This is a genomic window from Pedobacter sp. AJM (assembly GCF_002197755.1).
GTDB lineage: Bacteria > Bacteroidota > Bacteroidia > Sphingobacteriales > Sphingobacteriaceae > Pedobacter.
Genome location: NZ_NHOT01000003.1, coordinates 953,215 through 969,358 on the forward strand (window position 1 = coordinate 953,215; position 16,144 = coordinate 969,358).

General features: G+C 41.9%; 11 protein-coding genes. 2 read left to right on the plus strand and 9 right to left on the minus strand.

The window, feature by feature from the left end:
* Positions 1-10: 10 nt before the first annotated feature.
* The 9 genes from CBW18_RS09900 to CBW18_RS09940 form a co-directional block, all read right to left on the minus strand.
* Complete coding sequence (locus CBW18_RS09900) at positions 11-829, minus strand: glycerophosphodiester phosphodiesterase family protein (protein WP_088301118.1); 819 nt, start codon at positions 827-829, stop codon at positions 11-13.
* 3 nt (positions 830-832) lie between these two features.
* Entirely contained in the window at positions 833-2,119 is a 1,287-nt protein-coding gene (locus CBW18_RS09905; RefSeq protein WP_088301119.1) for a metallophosphoesterase family protein, read from the minus strand.
* Positions 2,120-2,142: 23 nt separating this feature from the next.
* Positions 2,143-3,615 carry a SusD/RagB family nutrient-binding outer membrane lipoprotein gene (locus tag CBW18_RS09910; protein WP_088301120.1) on the minus strand — a complete coding sequence of 491 codons (1,473 nt, stop codon included), beginning with the start codon at positions 3,613-3,615 and terminating at the stop codon, positions 2,143-2,145.
* A 10-nt stretch (positions 3,616-3,625) separates the two neighbouring features.
* Positions 3,626-7,078, minus strand: coding sequence for a SusC/RagA family TonB-linked outer membrane protein (locus CBW18_RS09915; RefSeq protein ID WP_088301121.1), 3,453 nt, complete (start codon positions 7,076-7,078; stop codon positions 3,626-3,628).
* Between the two features lie 97 nt (positions 7,079-7,175).
* Positions 7,176-8,201 (minus strand): FecR family protein, encoded by a 1,026-nt coding sequence (locus CBW18_RS09920; RefSeq protein WP_088301122.1) that lies wholly within the window; start codon positions 8,199-8,201, stop codon positions 7,176-7,178.
* Between the two features lie 92 nt (positions 8,202-8,293).
* The gene (locus tag CBW18_RS09925; protein WP_088301123.1) at positions 8,294-8,851 is read right to left on the minus strand and encodes an RNA polymerase sigma-70 factor; all 558 of its coding nucleotides are present in this window, start codon (positions 8,849-8,851) and stop codon (positions 8,294-8,296) included.
* A gap of 69 nt (positions 8,852-8,920) precedes the next feature.
* Complete coding sequence (locus tag CBW18_RS09930) at positions 8,921-9,844, minus strand: glycerophosphodiester phosphodiesterase family protein (RefSeq protein ID WP_088301124.1); 924 nt, start codon at positions 9,842-9,844, stop codon at positions 8,921-8,923.
* Between the two features lie 78 nt (positions 9,845-9,922).
* The gene (locus CBW18_RS09935) at positions 9,923-11,449 is read right to left on the minus strand and encodes a RagB/SusD family nutrient uptake outer membrane protein (RefSeq protein WP_088301125.1); all 1,527 of its coding nucleotides are present in this window, start codon (positions 11,447-11,449) and stop codon (positions 9,923-9,925) included.
* An 11-nt stretch (positions 11,450-11,460) separates the two neighbouring features.
* Entirely contained in the window at positions 11,461-14,730 is a 3,270-nt protein-coding gene (locus CBW18_RS09940; RefSeq protein WP_088301126.1) for a TonB-dependent receptor, read from the minus strand.
* 302 nt (positions 14,731-15,032) lie between these two features.
* On the opposite strand from CBW18_RS09940, the gene CBW18_RS09945 reads away from it, so the two are divergent.
* Both CBW18_RS09945 and CBW18_RS09950 read left to right on the plus strand, forming a co-directional pair.
* On the plus strand, positions 15,033-15,476 hold the full coding sequence (locus CBW18_RS09945; RefSeq protein ID WP_140418655.1) for a hypothetical protein: 444 nt from the start codon (positions 15,033-15,035) through the stop codon (positions 15,474-15,476).
* An 8-nt stretch (positions 15,477-15,484) separates the two neighbouring features.
* Positions 15,485-16,078 carry a cupin domain-containing protein gene (locus CBW18_RS09950; protein WP_172406486.1) on the plus strand — a complete coding sequence of 198 codons (594 nt, stop codon included), beginning with the start codon at positions 15,485-15,487 and terminating at the stop codon, positions 16,076-16,078.
* Positions 16,079-16,144 lie beyond the last annotated feature (66 nt).

Genomic DNA, 16,144 nt, shown 5'->3' on the forward strand with positions numbered 1-16,144 from the left:
GCTTATATCGCTACCTTATTTTGTTTGCTTTCAGGTATTCAATCAATGCCTTCGGATGATCGGTCTGTACACCCTGTATGCCTTTATTGATGGCATTTTTCCAATCATCAGGCATTTCATTGCTTTTTTGAACATCCAGAAATACACTAATTCCTAAAGATCTGATCACCGGTAAAAGATTTTCGGCCGGAATGTTATCCACAGCATCCAGAGGCATTTTGTCCAAAGCTGCTAATAATGCTTCCCTTGTTCTAATGGTCTTATTTAAACTGAACATTAAGGGCATTTTCGGCGCAATCTTTTTCCACGAACAGTATTGTTTCAGCTCATTAATGTAAACCAATACCTGATCTGTCATCCCTGCTTTTTCAATTTCCTTGTAAGCCAGACCTACATCCGCAGCTTTAAAATCAAGGTAAATATTGATCCTACCTTTGCAGGTTTTTAATGCATCAGCAAAGCTGGCGATCTGGTGCAGGCTACCATCTACCCCTTTTAGCGTAAGTTTTTTTATGGTTTCAAAATCAAGGTCCTTTATCAACCCCTTTCCATCACTCACCTGATCTACACGGTCGTTGTGTAAAAGAACCAGTTGCCCGTCACGGGTAGTCCTGAGATCCAGCTCAACATAATCTGCACCCAGTAAAATAGCTTCCTCAATAGCAGCTATCGTATTTTCAGGTTTGTTGAGGTGGCTTCCACGGTGTGCAATAACGATAAAACCATGTTTTGATTTAGGCAGTGACTTTGCTACCTGTTGCGAAAAACAAGTGAAACAAAAACAGCTCATTAAGATGGCGCATAAGGCCAGTTTCTTTTTTGAGTTCATCTTTTATGGTTTTAAAGCCGGGTTCAAATCTGTAAATGCTGCTGCACGGTTTCTACTTGTCTTTTGCAATGAAAAAGCATCGAAAAGCTCACCGGAAGTTTTATAGGCTTCAAATTTAAGTTTATCGCCATCTACGTGAATCACCTGAAAAAGCTGGGTATTCTCTAAGGATACATCCATCCATTTGGCGCCATCTACCTGGTACATTTTAGGCCCTGCTACCGAAACCAGGTAAACTGGTCCACTTACATCCCGTCCGGATAAACCTCTGGGCAGGTTCTGCCCCCGGCTATAAGTATGGTCATGCCCCTGCAAAACCAGGTCAATGTGGTATTGATCAAATAGTGGTTTAAAGCGTTCTCTGAACGCCTTATTGTCACGGCTTTTTGCCGTAGAGAAAATAGGGTGGTGAAAGGTGATCACCGTCCACAACTTCTTATTTTCTTTCAGTACTTTTTCTAGCCATTCATATTGAGCCTTGGCAGAAGCTTCATCTAGGATGATCATTTGCGAATCTAAGGAAATAATGCGTACGTCCTGATAATCTACATAATATACCGATGATTCAAGCCCCCTTGGTCCGTTGCCGGCAAAGGTGTACTGTACGCCCCAGTGTGGATCTAAAATGAGCTTTCGCTGATCGTCCCGTACATATTCATGGTTTCCCGGTGATGGAATACTTGGGATCATACCATTAATAAAGCCACCACCATAATGCCATTCGCCCCATTCCTGATCATTATTAGAACGGTTGATTAAATCTCCGGTATGAATAATGAACCGTGCATCAGGCTGGTGAGAAAAAGCCTTGCGGATAACCCGCGACCATTTGGAACGGATATCATTTTGCGCATCGCCCAGGTATATAAAAGAAAACGGTTCATTTTTGGCTGAGGCTGTAGTAAACTGAAACCATTCGCTCCAGTGTTCACCTGAACCTACCCGATAGGCATACACCGTTGCTGGTTTTAAGTTAGTAAAAGTAACATGGTGATACTTGGCCGTTTCATAATTATTTCTGCCATTTAATACGGTAGAGCTGGCATCGTAACTTGTTATGGCCTTTTCTAATGCAGGGTTGGCATCCTCAGCTTTAATCTGTGCCTTTGAAGCCATGATGGTTGTATCAGTACGCCAGTTAACCGTTTGGCTGGTTGCCGGATCTCCCGCCCAGGTTAAAATTACACGGTCAGGGTATTGAGTTGGACTAAAGTTCTGGGCTGATAGTTTGGTTAGCACTCCGCTCGAAAGCAAGGTGATAATTAAAATTGATTTTATAAAGGATTTCATGTTGATTCTGATTAAAATTTAAATTATTTCAGGTACCACATTAGGGTGTACTGATTGTCTGTACCGAAAGCGGAGACAGCTTTCTGATAATTGGTTTTGTTCTTTGCGCTTTCCGAATCCGGATAGATGTAACGTTTAGGGATTCCTCTTCCGGCAGCCAGCGGACCAGTAACAAAAGCGGGATAACCTGTTCGGCGTTGATCAAACCATCCTTCAGAACCTTTAAACAACATGGCCATCCATTTTTGGGTAACCAGTTGCACGAGTGTACCGTCGTATTTTACCAGTGGCTGATTGTAATAAGATTGGGCTGCTGTTACCCCATAACTGCTCATCGATTCTTTAATCGCTTTGTAGTACATGGATTCTGCTGTTTCTCCATTGAGCGTAATTTTACCTTTTTGCAGCGCTTCTGCCAGAATAAAGCACTGTTCGGTATAGGTTACCAGGCTGGCCTTTAATAAGGGATTGGCTGAACCTCCATTTTTCCTGAAAAATGAGGAAGAAAAAACAGAGACATGATCTTCTCCACCATTATAGGCCGATGGCGCATCAATGGCATTGGGTACGCCCACATATTTATTAAAATCTACAGTTGATCCAACCGTACTTTTTACAGGCTCTACCCAAACGGCCAGCCTTGGGTCATTTCGCTCCATCAGGCGATCTACCAGTTCCTTGCTCACTTTAGTTTTCAAATAGTCGAAATCAATCATGGCTAAAGGACCACCAGGCCAGCTATAAGTAGCCATGTTCCCCAGGTAGGCTATCTCTGCATTATCAGCACTGCTTTCAAAAATGGGAAATGCTGTTTTATCATTCACGATCTCCTGCATTTCAGTAAAGGCTGGCGCATAGTTTTTAGAAATGCGCAATAACATGCGTAAACGCAGTGAATTGGCAAACTTTCTCCAGGCGAGGGCATTTCCTTTAAACATCACATCTCCCTTGGCATTAATCTCCTGTACATTACTTTTCAGCAAATTATTGGCTTCCTTAAGTTCTCTTAACAAATCGGGATAGATGGTTTGCTGCTGATCATATTCCGGATAAATCAGATTGGCTTCTTTAGATTTAAGTGCTTGCGAATAGGGAATATCTCCATATAAATCAGTTAGATAGCCAAAATTAAAGGCTTTCATAATTTTACTAATGGCGATATACTGGTTTTCTGATCGTTTTTGTGCGGTTTCTAAAAAAGTTTTATTCACGGCTAAACGGGCATAAATATCATCCCAGTCAACAGGACCCCAATCAAGCAGGTCATAACCCGTATTGCGCACCAGTGTCAGGTATCTTGCTGCCGAAGCGGGTCTTCTGTCAACGGCATTTTCCTGGTAAGCGTAGGCTGTTGACACCAATACATCAGACATTAAAAACTCCGTACTGGTGGTTTCTGGCGCATTAGGGTTGGTATTGATCTTTTCAAAGTCTTTAGTGCAGCTTGCCAATAACACTGTAATGGCGAACAAAAGCGTTATATATTTGAATTTCATTTTATACAGATTAAAAATTACAACTTAGTTTACAGCCGAAGGAGCGGGTGCCAGGCAAGGTCCAGTGGCCTACCCCTAACTTAAAGCCTTCGGTAACACTCATGGTTGTTTCCGGATCATAACCCAATCCATTGGCTGTCCAGGTGTACAGATTCCTTCCGATCAGGGATATGGAAAGGTTACTGATGGGGAGTTTGCGGATAAGCTTTTGATGAAATACATAGGTTAATGAAGCTTCCCTGATTTTCAGGAACGACGCCGAATAGGTCAACCTTTCATAGTATTTATTATATGTATTGTTATAAAAATCGGCAGCGGCAATAATGATTTTGTTTTCGGTCAGGTTGCCATTGGCATCTGCGATATAACCCGGAATGATCATCCCATCATTGCGCTTTCTACCCTGCGAATCTGTCCACGGCAAGCCCCCTGTTTCTGCATCCCTGCCCGTGAGCGTATTATCGGTTAAGCCTGCGTTAATCAGGCTTTTAACCACGTAGGAGTAAAAATTACCACCTTTGCGCCAGTCTAACAGCACATTTAAAGTGAAGTTTTTATAGCTAAAGGTATTGTTAAAGCCTACGGTAAAATCAGGATTATAATTACCTACCTTAATGTATTCTGAATTATTGCGGATATAATGCCCGGTTTTATCCAATAAGGCTGCTCCGGCATTTGGTCCGCTGGTTACTTTGGTATAGCTTGGCGTATAGAAGTCGCCGATTTTGGTTCCTTCTTTAATCAGGTAACGGATGTTATCACCATCGGCACTACCCATGGAGTACTCCTTCAAACCTGCTGAAAGCTCAATCACCTTATTTTCGTTTTTCGTAAAGTTTACATTGGTTTCCCACTTAAAGGCACCATTAAAAGGCACAGCATTTAAACCAATTTCCCAACCGCTGTTTTGAATATTCCCGGCATTGATTAAGCGGTTAGAAGCACCGGAGGCAATGGTTGTTGGAATATTAATAATCTGGTTTCTTTTATTGGTTTTGTACCAGGTTACATCTATACCTACCCGACTTTTAAAAAAGCGCAGATCGCCGCCAAATTCATATGAGGTTGCAATTTCGGGTTTCAGGAAGTTATTCTTCAGGTTAAACTCAATGGTGGCCCTTTTTACATCGCCCCAGTCCTGGTTAAATGGAATGGTATTGTATAACTGATAGGGATCGGTATCACTACCCACCTGTGCCCAGTTAGCCCTTAATTTAATAAAGGAAATTGCATCAGATTTAATTTTGAACAGGTCCGTTACAATGGTACTTAATGATGCAGATGGATAAAAGTAAGAGTTGTTTTCGGCAGGTAAAGTGCTCGACCAATCATTTCTTCCTGTTAAATCCAGAAAAATCATATCCTTAAATGAGACCTGACCTAAGCCATACAAACTGTTAATGTGCTTATGTGAATTGTATTGCGAATTCACAATGGTACCCGCCTGAGCGTTGCTAATGTTATATACCCCCGGAATGCTGAGGCTTTCTGTTTTCTGTGCCGTACTCCGGTTGGTTTGGCTCATCTGGTTGCCACCCGCCGAAAGACTGAATGACCAATTCTGGTTCAGCAGTTTCTTATAGCTGAGTAAAAAATCAGTATTTTGTTCCTTAAAAAAAGAATTGTCTACACCGTACCCGCCATATTTAAACCTTTTCGAACTAAAAGGGCGTTTGGTTTCATGCATTTCATTGTACAAATCCAAACCCGTCCGCACCATTAAACTCAGCTCTTTGGTGATATCATAAACGGCCTGCACATTCCCGGTCAAACGGTTTCTGTCGTACCCATTGGTATGTTCGTAGGCAACAAAGTATGGGTTATCTGAATCATCTGCAGAAAACTGTTCGATGTTTTCCCTTCCCGGTTTCCAGTAATTCTTCAGGTCGTTGATATTCATGTTTGGAGGAAGCGAGTACAACATCTGGGTAACACTTTCCCGGTAGGCTGATGGCCTGTTATCGCTCTGGTTATTTACATAGCCTACATTGGAACTGATTTTTAGCTTAGGATGCAACACATAGGTTGCAGAGAGGTTCAGGGTATTCCTTTTTAAATCAGTGTTGGGCACTATGCCTTTATTGGTGAGGTTGGTGTAGGATAGGCGGTAATTACCATCTGCATTTTTTCCACTAATGGCCATATTATTGGTGTAGGTGCTTCCGGTTTCATAAAAATCCTGTGGATTATTGCCATAGGATACCCAATCTGTAGCGATTGGTTTTCCATTGGCATCAAGCGGACTGTTCCATTGCAGATGCTTGGTCCCTACATCAAGCCTTGGACCCCAGGCAGAGGAGGTAGAAGAAGCTGGATCATCGGTATATTCGCCACCACCAAATGTATGCTGAAAGTGAGGAAACATCCAGGCCTGATCGTACATGGCGTTGGAGTTGAAGTTAATGCCCAATCCTTTTTTACCGGCAGAACCATTTTTAGTGGTAATGAGCACCACACCACTTCCGGCCCTGCTGCCATAGAGTGCCGCAGCACTGGCGCCTTTAAGGATCGTAATGCTTTCTACATCATCCGGACTAATGTCTGCAATCGGACTTCCATAATCAACCGATGAACGTCCAACTTCTGTTGTGGCACGGAGTGAATGCGCTACCGGAACACCATCCACCACAAACAGTGGCTGGTTATCTGTTGCGATAGATGATTGCCCTCTGATGGTGATGAATGCGCTTGCCCCGGGATCTGAACCTGTACTCACTACATTCACACCCGCCACTTTTCCTGCCAACGAGTTCACTACATTTACTTCTTTTACGGTATTCACATCGCAGCCCTTTACTGTAGCAATAGAATAACCCAATGCTTTTTCAGCACGTTTAATACCCAGGGCAGTAACGACTACTTCAGAAAGCGCTGTTTCATCAGGAATGAGGCTAATGTTTAATTCGGTTGCACCACGAACTGGGCTTTCTTTGGTCTGGTAGCCCATCATCCGGAAGATCAGCGTGGCTGAATTATCGGTTACATTCAGGCTGTAATCGCCGTTAAGGTTGGTGGTGGTATTGTTGTTACCTGCCTTTTCTATTACATTTACGCCAGGTAATTGTAAACCTTTTTCATCGGTTACCTTACCTTTTACCCGTACTGATTTTTTGATAATGATCTGGTTTTTTTCGATCAGATAGGTAAGTTGCAAGGGTGGCAATATCCTGCCGAGCACACTGCTTACAGATTCATTATCAACTTTTAAACTACTGATTTGCAAATGATCTATATTATCTTTATTGGTATAGACAAAATAGAGACCGGTTTTCTTTTCGATGGTTTTGAAAAGTGTAGTTAAGTTTCCTTGTTTAATGTTGATGCTTACTTTAACGTTTAGTTGCTGTGCATTTACGGGTGATGCCTGTCCTACAAAGAACATAACAGAGAGCATGATGTAAATAAGGGTAAAAAAACGCATGACGCTAAAAATTAATTGACCAGTCACTGCTGACTTTTTCATAACTTTGTTTGTTTTAATCTTGATGGGTTAAAATAAAATTTAAAATTTCTTAGCTGCGGCATGCGCCAACATGCTGCAGCTTTCTTATCGTTTGTATTTAATTACATTTACCTCCTTTTATATAAATCGTTTGTTTGTTAATGGTATAGTGAATATTAAATGTGAGCGCCAGCGTGCGCAACACTTCACTGATGCTTACATTGTTAAACTTTGCAGTGAGTTCACAGCTGTCGAATGACTGATCGGAAATGATCTTCACTGCATATTTTCTGGAGATGGTTTGAAATACCTCTTCCATTGGGGTTCTATCAAAATACATTTTGCCAACCCTCCAATCAACTGATGCCTGTGCATCTTCTACGTTCAGACACCTCAAGCGGTTGGATTTTAAGTCATAAATTACTTGTTGATTGGGCAATAGATGAACGGCAACTGATTGTTTACCTGCTGAATCTCTCGAAACTGCCACCTTGCCCGTTAGTACGGTTACTTCTGGCTGATTATTTTTCCAGGCACGGATATTAAAGCTGGTGCCCAGAACCCTGGTTTGAATATTCTGGCTCCTCACAACAAAAGGATGTGCAGGATCTCGCTTTACCTTAAAAAATGCTTCTCCGTTTAACTTTACCGTTCTGATGGCGGCATGTTTAAGGTTTTTAGGGAAGCTGATGCTACTGCCGGCATTCAGCCATATTTCTGAACTGTCAGGAAGCAATATATTGATTATCTTGCCCTCAGCGGCTTTCTCGGTTATCCAGGTGATTGCGCTTTCTGAAACAGGTTGTTGTTTTTGATTCTTAAAAACGAAGAATACCAGTGCACCGGTTATTGCGGCAGCACTTGCCATGGTCAACCAGTTTAATTTTTTGATTGTTCTGGTTTTTGCAGGCTCCAACTGCTGTTTAATACTTGCAAAACTTTCCTGCCAAGAATGATCCTCGTGCAGAGTTGCTGTATCTTCCCACAAGTGCAGTGCCTGCTCCAATTGCTCCAGCCGATCGGGATCATTACCAGCCCAATCTTTAAGGTCTTGCTCCAGCAATTCAACTTCTAAATTACGCCCACCGTTACGCTCTTTTTCCGCTACATATGCGAGTACTAATTTCCAGGTTTCCTGATCCATTCTAATGCCTTTATACCTACAAGACAAGAATCAGAGCTGCACTACGGGCCGCAAGTTGTTAACGTTACATGAATAAATTGTTAAGGAGCAGCCTACCTAAATTCTGATTTGTTATTTAATACTTTTTGCTGAAGAAACTGAAAACCTTTTACCAGGTGGTCTTCTACAGTTCTTACTGAAATATCCAATAAAGCCGCTATTTCCTTGTAACTCAAACCATCAATCCGGTACAGGTAGAAAATCAGTCGCCGCCTTTCTGGCATCTGATTGATTAAAGCATAGAGCATGCGGTTCCGGTCTTTATTCTGGAAGCTTTGCGCCGGTGTTTCTTTAAGATCTGTTATTTCGGGTGTTTCATCTTCACCATCTATATGCCAGAGTTTTACCCTGGCTTTTTTATGGTAATTGGTTGAGGCATTTTTGACTGCCCGGAAAAGATAGGCCTTTTCGTTGGCGGGGATAAGATTATTTTTCCAGATGGAGATGAACACATCATTTAAGATCAGTTGTGCTTCTTCTCTGTCTTTTACCAGGTAAACTGCATACTTTTTTAAGGTGGGGTACATCCGGCGGTAAAGGTCTTCGAATGATTTTTCATCGAATACCTGTTCCTGAGCATCATTAGATCCGGCCATATTATTTTTGCCCATTTATTGTTCCGGCAACATGATCATAAGCAAATGAACCCCTTATGAATCATTAAATCCAGAAGGAACATATTAAAAATGTAAGCCAGCCTTTTTTAAATAAAGAATCAATTCTGCCGGGCGATCGCTTTGCAGAATAGCGGGTTTCTTTTCAATAAGCCAGCCCCAGCTTTCTTTCTTTTTGTTTTCTTCTACGGCGAGGTCATCATCATGCCCCCCATTTAAGGAAGGCCACAAGCTATTTAGCCAAAGCACTTGTTTTGTAGCAATTTCAGGCAGCATTTTCAGGTTTTTCAAGGTATCGGTATCAAAAACAGGCTGAATAATACTTCTTTTATTGGGCTGGTAGCTTTTCATAATCGGGAGGGCATCAGTTCCTTTCATGTTCACCACCACCATCAGATACGCTTCTGCCGGAATGACTTCATGGCTTTTTAATTGATCAAAACTCAGGTTATCGCCTATATTTACAATGGTTTGGTTAAGGGTTTCCGTTTCCTGAAGAATCCGGAATACTTCTTTGAGGTGGTCATTTCCTTTATCCACATTAATTATGATTTTACCTTTTGCAGCCAGCATCATTTCTTTCAGTGTTGGAATCCGATGAGGGGTTGTTCTGCCCAGACCATTTTTTAACCTAAACTGTTGGATTTCGGCCAGCGTATAATCACTCACCTTTCCTTTTCCGTTTGTACTTCGGTCGATGGTTTGATCATGCATCACTACCATCTGGCTATCCTTCGTCATTTTAACATCGAGTTCCATGATATCGAAGCCTTTTTCTATGCTGTTTAAAAGCGCCTGCATCGAATTTTCAGGTGCATTTCTCCAATCCCCACGATGGGCGGCAACCAGTATTTGGTTATGGCCTTTACTGAATACGGCAGCCAGTTTCTGGTCAGGGTGTTGTGCAACGGCAGTCCGGGAGGATAGCATCAATATGCCTAATAAAAGCAGTGAACAGCTTCCTTTTTTAAAACAGGTTTTATAAGTCATCTTTTATAAATCTATGGAGATTGATAAATGGCGGCTGTTTTTCAGCCACCATTTAATTATCAAAATACAGGTAAACGATTAATAGCCGGGGTTCTGGTACATTTTTACCGGATCAAGCTTTACTTCATCAAAAGGAATCGGGAAGAATCTATCTTTAATGGTTACGTTCGCCAATTTGGCAATGCCAAAAGAAGATTGTGGTTTAGCCTTTAAATAGGCGGCCAGTTCGGTTGCCGTAAAATTTCTGATCAGATCAAACCAGCGCTGGTGTTCAAAAGCAAACTCTACCCTGCGTTCATGGAGAATGGCTAATTTTAAAGTAGGGAAAGCAGCGGCATAAGCAGCATTGGTTTTAGAAAGCGCATAATTTGGCATTCCGGCACGGGTTCTCACCATATCCAGGTATTGAATGGCTGCAGCATCATTCCCCTGCAGCATATTTACTTCGGCCAGCATCAGGATCACATCTGCATAGCGCATCAGGATCCAGTCGTTGCCACCATATCCGTTCGCTGTCGCCAATGAACTGGCATCGCGGAATTTGGTAATGAACCAATCTTTCACAATAGGATCATTGGCATATTTTACGGAGAAATCTTTTCTAAGGTCCGAAGCTTCGTATTCATTAATTAAATCTAATGTCACGTTTCCACCAATACCGGTTGATACCTTCATCGAGTTGATGGTTTCGCCTTTGGCCTGGTTATTTGCGGCGATGCTTGAGCTGTAATTTACATCGCCTTGTTTGTTGGCGATCTGGAAAATCAATTCTTTACAGGTTGTTTTTTTGTTTACATCAAACACATCCACATATGGAATTTCGGATAAATTTCCGAAGGTTTTCATATTATAGGCGGCCAAAAGGCAGGTATTGGCATTGGCCAGATTTTCAGCTTTATTGTTGGTAAGCGTTGCGGCCATAGTGAGGTAAACTTTGCCCAGGTAAGCATTAATGGCTGCTTTTGAAGCCCGGCCAATTCCAGCGGTTGACTGAAAATTAGGCAGGGTACTGCTCAAGCCGTCTTTTAAATCGGCAACAATCTGGTTATACACCTCTGCTTCCGGAGCCCTGAACGTAGCAGCGGTTACCTCTTCGGTAGTGACCAGTTGTTTGGTGACCAATGGAACCGGGCCCCATTTGCGCACCAGTTCAAAGTACATGATGGCCCTTAAAAACTTCGCTTCGGCAATATAATTGGCTTTGGTGGCCGGATTGGAAAAAGAAACCTTATCAATATTGGATAAAATAACGTTGCTTCTGGCAATCGAATTATAAAGGGCCAGCCAATGTGTTTTTAAGTAAGAGTTACTGGGCAACACCGAAAAATCGTTAAACTGGAAGGGTTCACCTGCATTACTCTGGTTATCGTTTCTTCCGGTATCATCAGAGCGTTCATCAGTAAACAAACCACTGTTCTCACCAATGGTATTGCTGTTTCTTAAGGCCTGGTAGGCACCATTAACAGCAAGCGAAACATCACTTTCTGTTTTAAAATAATTGTCTACCGTTACGGCATTGGGATTATTTTGTTGCAGAAATTCTTTTTTACAGGCACTTAAGCAAACTGTAGCACCCAGGGCAGCCATTAAAATATATTTTTTCATTTTATTAGATTCTAGAAGGTCAGTTTAATACCAAGGTTATAGTTTCTTGCAAGCGGATAATTTCCATAATCTACCCCAGGCGTTAAGTTCGCACCGCCATTGTAGTCTACCTCAGGATTATAACCTTTATAATTGGTAACCGTGAAGGCATTATCTACACTGGCATAAACCCGAATGTTACTCACTTTAAGTGTGTTGGCAATGGTTTTAGGGAAACTATAGCCTAAAGTAATGTTGGTACACCTGAAATAAGATCCATCCTGAAGATAGAAAGAGGATAAACGGGTATTGTTACTTTGTGTTCCGGCACGTGAGGCCCTGTAATTTAAGCCGCTGCCCGGATTGGCTTCATTCCGGTAGCGATCTGCCACCTGTGCATACTGGTTACCCGAACCTTCAAAATTGTACAGGTAATAATCCTGCCCATCCAACACCTGGTTGCCTTGGGAGCCATTAAATGAAGCCCTGAAATCGATCGTTTTATACGATGCATTTAAGGCGAAACCATAAGTAAATTTAGGATATGGCGTACCAATAACTGTTTTATCCGCATCATTTACAATTCCATCACCATTGGTATCCTGAAAATAGAGATCACCGATTTTAGCCGGATTGGTGGTAGAGGCTGAAGGTGCTACCTTACCCAGGTTGTCTGCCGTGATTCGACCTAATACCTTGAAACCATAAAACATACCTACTGGCTGACCTTCCTGTGTAATGTGGGTCATGTAAGAACGTTCGGCACCATTGGTTAAAATGGTACTCGCACCGCCCATATCCAATACTTTATTTTTGTTCAGCGCAATGTTTCCACTCAAACCTAAACTGAAATCATGGGTTTGGATGATCCTTCCATCCAGCTGAATATCGAAACCGGTATTGCGAACTTTACTGTCTGCCAGATTCGTAAGGATAGAAGCACTGCCTGAAACAGCTGAAATAGGTTGATTAAATAAGAGGTTATAAGAATTACTGAGGTAATAGTTAGCCATGATAGAGAGACGGTTTCTGAACAAACTAATATCTGTACCAAAGTTATACTGTGAGGTAGATTCCCACCCCAGTCTCGCATCCTGGATTGAATTGGGCCAGATGGCCGTAGCAATTGCATTGCCAAACACTACGCCGCCGGGTGCGCTCATTTGCTGCTGGGTTCTGTAATTTGGAATGTTGTTGTTTCCGCTTAAACCCCAGCTCGCCCTGATTTTTACGGTAGAATGTTCGCCCAGGAAGTTGTGGTAAAATTCTTCATCAGAAAGGTTCCAGCCCGCAGAAATGGAAGGGAAGTTACCATACTGATTTAAAGGTCCGAACCTGGAAGAGCCATCACGACGGAAAGTTCCCGACAAAAAGTATTTACCGGCATAATTGTAACTTACCCTTCCAAAATAGGAAAGCAAGGTATTGGTGGTTTTTGAGGCATTATCCAGGGCAAAAAAGCTTGGATCGGCACCTTTATCTGAAATCTCCCCGATATAATCATTCTGAAAACCTTTAGCCGAAACACGGATGCTATCACTTGTTGTTTTCTGTGCAGAATATCCTGCCAGTACATCTAATTTATGTTTTCCTATTGTTTTACTATAGTTCGTCGTAAATTCTGCCAGCTGATCTATCTGGCTCACTGTTCTGGCCACGGCATTAGCTGCCGTAACCGATGCGGTAGAGTACGGCGGGTTATTGCCACTACTCAGGCTGGTTGGCAGATAATAATCATATTTCTCATTATAGGTTTGCGTACCCAGGTTGGCTTTAAAATCAAGACCGTCTAAAATTTTATAGGTGGCATTGGCATTATAGGTGCTTCTGCTTCCCTTACGGGTAATTTTTAACTGTTCTACAGTAGCCAGTGGGTTTTCCGGATTTTGGATCCCATATTGAGAAGCCAGTGAGGCCATGCCAAACTGGATGGGATTGCCATTGCCATCACGTGCCGGGAGATAAGGCAGATAGAGCAGGGCAGACATCATCGGACTTAAATTGTACCGGCCTTCCTGCACCTCACGGTTGTTATTTTGTGTATAAGACACATTTGCTCCTACATGCAGGCGTTCACTTACATTTCCGTCAATATTGGCCCTGAAGTTGATGACTTTCTGATTGGTATTGGTTACGATACCATTGTTATCCTGATAACCGCCGCTCATAAAATACCTCACATCTTTATTCCCACCGTTAAAAGAAAGATTATGACGCTGGAAAGCTGCATTTCGATACAATTCATCCTGCCAGTCGGTATTGTATTGTGCAGGAATGGCCTGCTGGGTAGAAAAATTATAAAGATCAGAAGGGATACTTACACTACTCCCGTTGCCCACATTCGCAATACGGGTAGCATTGGCATCGCCAAACATTGAATCATTCCATGTCTTGCCAGAATTGACCCATAAATCTTTATAGGCATTGTTCCGTCCGTCGATGAGTAACTGAATAAACTGATTGGCATCAAGCAGCTTAATTTTTTTAGCCAGCTGAGAAACACCGCCCTGCACATCATATTCAAAATGACCTTTCCCGTCCTTGCCTCTTTTGGTCGTAATCAATACCACACCACCCGAAGCTCTTGAACCATAAATGGCTGCAGATGCAGCATCTTTTAAGATGTCAATCGTTTCAATATCTTCAGGATTAATGGATACATTATTTCCTGAAGGATAACCGTCGATGACATATAAAGGATCTGAACTGGCATTAATGGACCCTACACCCCGAACCCTGATTTTGGTACCGGAATAGGGCGCACCACTGGTTTGTGAAACCTGTACGCCGGCTACCTTACCCACCAGGGCCTGGCCTATTGTTGGTGAAGTGAGGTTCATTTCTGAAGCCTTTACACTACTGATGGCGCCTGTAAGGTCAGATTTTCTTACTTTCTGATAACCAATGGCAACCACCTCATCCAAAGTATTATTGCTTTCCCTTAAAATTACATTTAAAGTTCTTGCATTGCTCACAGCCACTTCCTGCGTAGTGTAACCCACAAAAGCAAATACCAGTGTGGTCTCTTCCTGAACAGAAATGGTATACTTTCCATTCCCATCAGTTACTGCTGTTTTTTTATTTTTTTTATCGAAAATACTTACACCTGGCAAGGGCTGATGCTGTTCATCAGTAATGGTACCAGTGATCGTAAAAGCAGCCTGGCTTCTGGTCACAGTCAGATCGTTCTTATAATGGCTGCTGGCCATAACAGGCAAATTGCTCATAGCCAGTAATCCTATAGGCAAGAGCAATTTTCTGCAGGTTGGCTTTAAACCTGCAATAAAAGAAAATGATGTCATCTTTTAATCGTTAGTAATGATTTGTGTTTGGTTTGCTAGTATGGTAATATTTAAAGGCATGTCGAGGCTGATTCACATAGGCATTCTCTTAATTAATAACCAGGATATTTCGAGTGCTTTAATGCCGCAAAGCTAGAGGTGTACTTTTAACACTATATATCTTTAATGTTAAGTCTGGAAGAATGTTTTGACCTCAAAACAGATTAAACAGCCACTGATTAAACTATTTTAACAGGGAATGGAATAGCGTTGAAAAATTTAGATTCGCCATTTTAACAAACTGTTTTCTCAACACATCAATTTTGCCTATATTTATCAAAAAGAAAATGCCCCGTTACCATCCAAACTGTGAGGAAGAGATCAGAAAGCTTATGCTTTTAAAAAACAGTGACTGCCATAAAGCACTTTATGAAAGTTATTGTCCACTTGTTTATGGCCAGTTTTCAACTTTCTGCAGAGACCATGCAAAGGCATATGAATTAACGGAAAAGGTATTTGAAATCGCTAAAGCCGAACTTGAAAATAACAGACTGATTAAGGGGAAGCTACTGGTCTGGCTGCTGAATATAGCCAGAAAGGTTTCCAGAGATTATCTTTTAGATTATTCAGTAAAAAAAAGCGATGACAACCGGTGCATTAAAAGACTGGTACTTTCAGAAGGTTTCAGCACTCAGGAGGCAGCCGGCATATTAGGAATCAGTATGCAGGAGGCGATCTTCAGCTTAAGACAACAACTAAAAGAATAATGCATCAGATGGAGTTAAATGAATTTTTAAACAGCGGTATGCTGGAACTTTATCTGATTAACACACTCCATCCCGAAGAGGTTTCTTTGGTAGAAAGCATGCGTAAATTATATCCCGAAGTGCATGCAGAGTTGGCCAAACTTGAATCCTTTCTGGAAGAAGATGCCATCCGGAATGCGGTAAGCCCCCATACCCGAATGGATGAAAAAATGGCGTTGATGTTTAACAACCTGGAGGCTGAACAAAACATGCAGCTTTCAGCAACACCACTTATTAGTGCCTTATCAAACGCCGATGCCTGGCTGGAGCTGGTTACACCATTATTGCCGGAAAATTATTCGGGCGAAAGATTCGAAAAACTACTGCGCCACGAAAATGGGGTAATGCAGGTGCTGGTGATTTCCGCTACCGATGTGGAAGAAGAAGTACATGAAAGCCTGGATGAAAGTTTCTTAATTTTAAAAGGAACCTGCATTTGTCATATTGGTGAACATTTCATTAACATGGGACCTGGCGACTTCATGCAGATCCCACTCAATCTGCCACACACCGTAACCATTACCTCCGAGTCAATAACAGCTATATTGCAACATATTAGTTAATAAAAACACGTTATGGGTTAACAGGCTAAACATAAATAGCCTTTATAATTTCTTTGGCTTAATAAG

Bases quoted from the DNA above. Each gene is read 5' to 3' on its own strand.
- CBW18_RS09900 (WP_088301118.1), bottom strand. From the start codon at position 829: ATGAACTCAAAAAAGAAACTGGCCTTATGCGCCATCTTAATGAGCTGT.
- CBW18_RS09905 (WP_088301119.1), bottom strand. From the start codon at position 2,119: ATGAAATCCTTTATAAAATCAATTTTAATTATCACCTTGCTTTCGAGC.
- CBW18_RS09910 (WP_088301120.1), bottom strand. From the start codon at position 3,615: ATGAAATTCAAATATATAACGCTTTTGTTCGCCATTACAGTGTTATTG.
- CBW18_RS09915 (WP_088301121.1), bottom strand. From the start codon at position 7,078: ATGAAAAAGTCAGCAGTGACTGGTCAATTAATTTTTAGCGTCATGCGT.
- CBW18_RS09920 (WP_088301122.1), bottom strand. From the start codon at position 8,201: ATGGATCAGGAAACCTGGAAATTAGTACTCGCATATGTAGCGGAAAAA.
- CBW18_RS09925 (WP_088301123.1), bottom strand. From the start codon at position 8,851: ATGGGCAAAAATAATATGGCCGGATCTAATGATGCTCAGGAACAGGTA.
- CBW18_RS09930 (WP_088301124.1), bottom strand. From the start codon at position 9,844: ATGACTTATAAAACCTGTTTTAAAAAAGGAAGCTGTTCACTGCTTTTA.
- CBW18_RS09935 (WP_088301125.1), bottom strand. From the start codon at position 11,449: ATGAAAAAATATATTTTAATGGCTGCCCTGGGTGCTACAGTTTGCTTA.
- CBW18_RS09940 (WP_088301126.1), bottom strand. From the start codon at position 14,730: ATGACATCATTTTCTTTTATTGCAGGTTTAAAGCCAACCTGCAGAAAA.
- CBW18_RS09950 (WP_172406486.1), top strand. From the start codon at position 15,485: ATGGAGTTAAATGAATTTTTAAACAGCGGTATGCTGGAACTTTATCTG.